The sequence below is a fragment of the uncultured Thiocystis sp. genome (assembly GCF_903866365.1).
In the GTDB taxonomy this organism is placed as follows: domain Bacteria; phylum Pseudomonadota; class Gammaproteobacteria; order Chromatiales; family Chromatiaceae; genus Chromatium.
Genome location: NZ_CAIPNF010000452.1, coordinates 1 through 3,752, shown reverse-complemented (window position 1 = coordinate 3,752; position 3,752 = coordinate 1). Strand labels below are relative to the sequence as shown.

Annotated in this window: 4 protein-coding genes and 1 tRNA gene; 4 read left to right on the top strand and 1 reads right to left on the bottom strand. The window is 62.0% G+C overall.

The annotated features are described in order from the left end of the window. Nucleotides 1-295: 295 nt before the first annotated feature. Both QZY07_RS24830 and QZY07_RS24825 read left to right on the top strand, forming a co-directional pair. Nucleotides 296-1,291, top strand: coding sequence for an ISKra4 family transposase (locus QZY07_RS24830; protein WP_295408706.1), 996 nt, complete (start codon nucleotides 296-298; stop codon nucleotides 1,289-1,291). A gap of 164 nt (nucleotides 1,292-1,455) precedes the next feature. Next, on the top strand, nucleotides 1,456-1,623 hold the full coding sequence (locus QZY07_RS24825; RefSeq protein ID WP_295408704.1) for a hypothetical protein: 168 nt from the start codon (nucleotides 1,456-1,458) through the stop codon (nucleotides 1,621-1,623). A gap of 151 nt (nucleotides 1,624-1,774) precedes the next feature. Here QZY07_RS24825 and QZY07_RS24820 read toward each other — a convergent pair. Then, nucleotides 1,775-1,849 (bottom strand) — tRNA-Glu (locus QZY07_RS24820). Nucleotides 1,850-2,032: 183 nt separating this feature from the next. Here QZY07_RS24820 and pcnB point away from each other — a divergent pair. After that, nucleotides 2,033-3,361 (top strand): polynucleotide adenylyltransferase PcnB, encoded by a 1,329-nt coding sequence (gene pcnB / locus QZY07_RS24815; RefSeq protein ID WP_295408703.1) that lies wholly within the window; start codon nucleotides 2,033-2,035, stop codon nucleotides 3,359-3,361. A 163-nt stretch (nucleotides 3,362-3,524) separates the two neighbouring features. Continuing rightward, a partial coding sequence (locus QZY07_RS24810) for a hypothetical protein (protein ID WP_295408701.1) occupies nucleotides 3,525-3,752 on the top strand: 228 nt, incomplete at its 3' end.

Here is a 3,752-nt window from a genome sequence, read left to right as displayed (position 1 = left end):
TTCGACGCTCGATCCGAGGATCTTCCAAGGAGGTGAAATGCTCAAGAATGCTTGCTGACATGAGAAACTCCAATCGTCGTTTCTCGCTAGCATCCGTCAACTACCCGAAAAACGGAATGTTTAAACGCGCTCGCCCTGGGAGGAAGCCCTGCAGCGCTTCGACACCGACGGCAGCCCGATCCAGCTCGGCGCGATCCAGTAGACGGCACGTTCGCGTGATAGCAACACGTACCAGACACCCTATGGGCCGGTGCGCCTGGAGCGTTACGTCTATCAAACCTCCCGCGGCGGGCGGATGGACTGCCCGCTGGAGCAGCAGGCGCGGATCATCCGTGACGCCAGCCCGCGCTTCGCCAGTCAACTCCGCCACAAGTACGGCCAACTCAATGCGCGCGCGGTGCAAACCGACCTGGAGCCGAATCACGGGCGCCAGGTCGCGACCTCTTACATCCAAAACGTCGCCGAGTGGGTCGGCGGCATCGCCGGCGCCAAGGAGGCACTCTGGGAGTCTGAACGGCCCGCCTTGGATGCCGCCATCCGCACCCTCGTCCTCAGCCTCGACGGGGCCAGGATCCCGATGGCCGACAGCGCCGGCGATCGCGAGGCGAGGGTCGGGGCGCTCTCACTCTACGACAGCCAAGGCGAACGGCAACACACGGTCTCTCTCGCCGCCGCGCCGGCGTACGGCAAGGCCGAGTTCAAGCCGCGCATGGAACGTGCGATCGTGCGCCTCAAGCGGCCGTTTCCCGCGGCGCTGTCTCTCGGCATCGCCGATGGCGCTGCCACCAATTGGGCGTTCTTGGAACAACACACCGAACGGCAATTGAGCGACTTCTACCATGCCACCGAAGACGTGGCCAAAATCGCCCGCGCGGCACATCCGCAAGCCAAGGCCCAACGCGAACAGTGGCAGACCGAGCACGGCGCCCGTCTCAAACACCAACCCGACGCGGTCGCGACGCGGATCGAGGAGGCCACCCAACTCGCCGAGCGCCGCACCCTCTCCCAGCAGGTCCGCGACGACCTCGACAGCGCCCGGACCGACTGCTCCAACCATTGCCACCAGATGGACGACGCCCGCGACGTCGCCGACGGCTTGCCGATCGGTTCGGGTGTCACCGAAGCCGCTTGCAAGACCCTCGTCAAGCAACGCCTGTGCGCCTCGGGCAGGCGCTGGAAGAACACCGGCGCCAAGATCGTACTCAGCTTGCGTGCCCTCACACCGACCCCCGGGCGCTGGACTCAATTCTGGCAGCGCATTGATCAGTTCGGCGCCGAATGCTGTTGCTGAGACATTATATAGAAGCCGCACCCGCCGAGTCAGATTGAGAGCAGGATCGAGAGGCTGGAGAACAGCAGGGCGGAGCGGAGCGCGTTGTCGTGATCTTCGAGGTGACTCCGTGCCCGAGAGCGGGATCGTCATTCGCGTTCGGTTTGTGTCACCAGGAGGTCGCGATGCTCAAGAAGCGCGTTGAGAGTCTGGAACAGCGGGATTCGGGCAGCGGGTTGCCGAGTCTGGCGGAGTCCCTGCTGGCGGCGCGAGGGCGGACCCTGCCGCGCGCCGAGACGACAAACCCGGTCATCCTGGCAGCACGCGAGAGGGTCGAGCGGATGCGAACCTGAACGCCTGACCCCGAACACGCCCGCCCGAGAGGCGGGTTTTTTGTGGGCCTGGATTCGTGAAAAAAATGCCCTGTTCCAGATCGCTTTTCCGGGAAAGTTCCGGACATAAAAATAAGAACGCCCGCGTTTTCACGCAAGCGATTGTTTTATTTGGCGCTCCCTAGGGGGTTCGAACCCCTGTTGCCGACGTGAGAGGCCAGCGTCCTAACCGCTAGACGAAGGGAGCAGTAATTATGTCTGCGAGTGAAGCGAAGAATCGCATAATATACGTAGATGATGCCGCTTCACAAGCGGTGGTTATTCTCGACCGACCAACCGGCCACATTTACTCGCTGGGGAACACTGGGATCCATTCCCACGCTCACGCATTGCCGTCCCGGCGCATTAAGGAACCGTTTACACGAAGGTCATGCAGGAATCCGACCCCAACACGACGAACGTGACGAGACCGCTGATCGTGCCTCGTCCAGAACACAGTCTCTCCCGCGCGAAGATCAGCGAAAACGCACTCAAGGTGCTTTATCGGCTCCGGCAGGAGAATTTTCAGGCCCACCTGGTGGGTGGCGGTGTGCGCGATCTGCTCCTGGGCCATGAGCCCAAGGACTTCGATATCGCCACCGATGCCACGCCCGAACAGGTGCGTCAGGTGTTTCGTAACTGCCGCCTGATCGGGCGACGGTTCCGTCTGGCACATGTCCATTTCGGGCGCGACATCATCGAGGTCGCGACCTTCCGCGGGCGCGGCGACGACGCCGATCCGCTGGACCGGCGTCTCGAAAACGGCATGATCGTGCGCGACAACATTTATGGCTCCATCGCGGAGGATGCGCTGCGGCGGGACTTCACCATCAACGCGCTCTACTACGATATCGCCGATTTCTCGCTGCTCGATTATGCCGATGGCCTAGCGGATCTGAAGGCCGGCCGGCTGCGTCTGATCGGCGATCCCGAGCAGCGCTATCGGGAAGATCCGGCGCGGATGCTGCGCGCCGTGCGCTTCGCCTGCAAGCTCGGCTTCGCCATCGAACCGGCCACCGAGCGGCCGCTGTACGAACTTGGTCCGCTGCTCGCCGACATCGCCGCCGCGCGTCTGTTCGACGAACTCATCAAGCTGTTTCACTCGGGCTACGGTCTCGACGTGTTCGTGAAACTGCGTCATTACGGACTCTTCGGTCACCTCTTCCCGGACACCGAAGACTGTCTGGCGCGCGAGGATCACGACTTTCCGATCACCTTCGTCAGTCGCGGGTTGTCGAACACCGATCAGCGTATTCGGGAGGATAAGCCGGTCACCCCCGCGTTCCTGTTCGCGGTCCTGCTCTGGGAGCCGGTGCGCCGGCGGTTCGAGCAGCTCCTGGCCGAAGGGATGCCGGCGACCGAGGCGATTCTGCTGGCGTCCAGCGCGGTCTGCCAGCGTCAGCAGTCGCTGGTGGCGATCCCCAAGCGTTTCTCGCTACCCATGCGCGAAATCTGGGCGCTGCAGCCGCGTCTCGAACAGCGCGACGGCAAGCGGCCCTATCGGCTGATCGCTCACCCCCGTTTCCGCGCCGCCTACGATTTTCTGGTACTGCGGGCCGCCGCGGGCGAGGCGGATGCCGAACTGGCCGACTGGTGGACGCGCTTCCAGGATGCGAGCGGTCCGGAGCGCGCCAGCATGATCGAGGGCGGGGCGAAGCGCCGGCGTCCGCGCCGGCGGCGCGGCAAGTCCGCCGCTTCTTCCAGCGAAGTGGCCGGTTGATTCCGAAACGCACGGGCGAGACCTCTCCGAAACATCCTTACGCTAAAGATCGATCCGACATTCCGCAGGACATTTTGTCTATAAGGTAATTACTAGCCCCCGTTAATAACCATACAAATTACAGCGAATTGGTGGTTTTTCACTTGAAAAATGTGGAGGACATGTGATCTATTTTCAGAATCGAAACGTTGATGAAGGTTTGCTGCAATGGCGGTTCATGTCGAAACCGGTTCCATGGAATGCCCCCTACTATACCAGCCGGAACTTGAATCACTTAGGGCGTGTCATCAATTCATGTTGTGTGGGATTAGCACTGAGATCCAGAGCCTTTCCATCATGTGAGCAGGATGCTGACCGCAGCCAAATGGACTCCCGCCAGGAAATTGCGGGC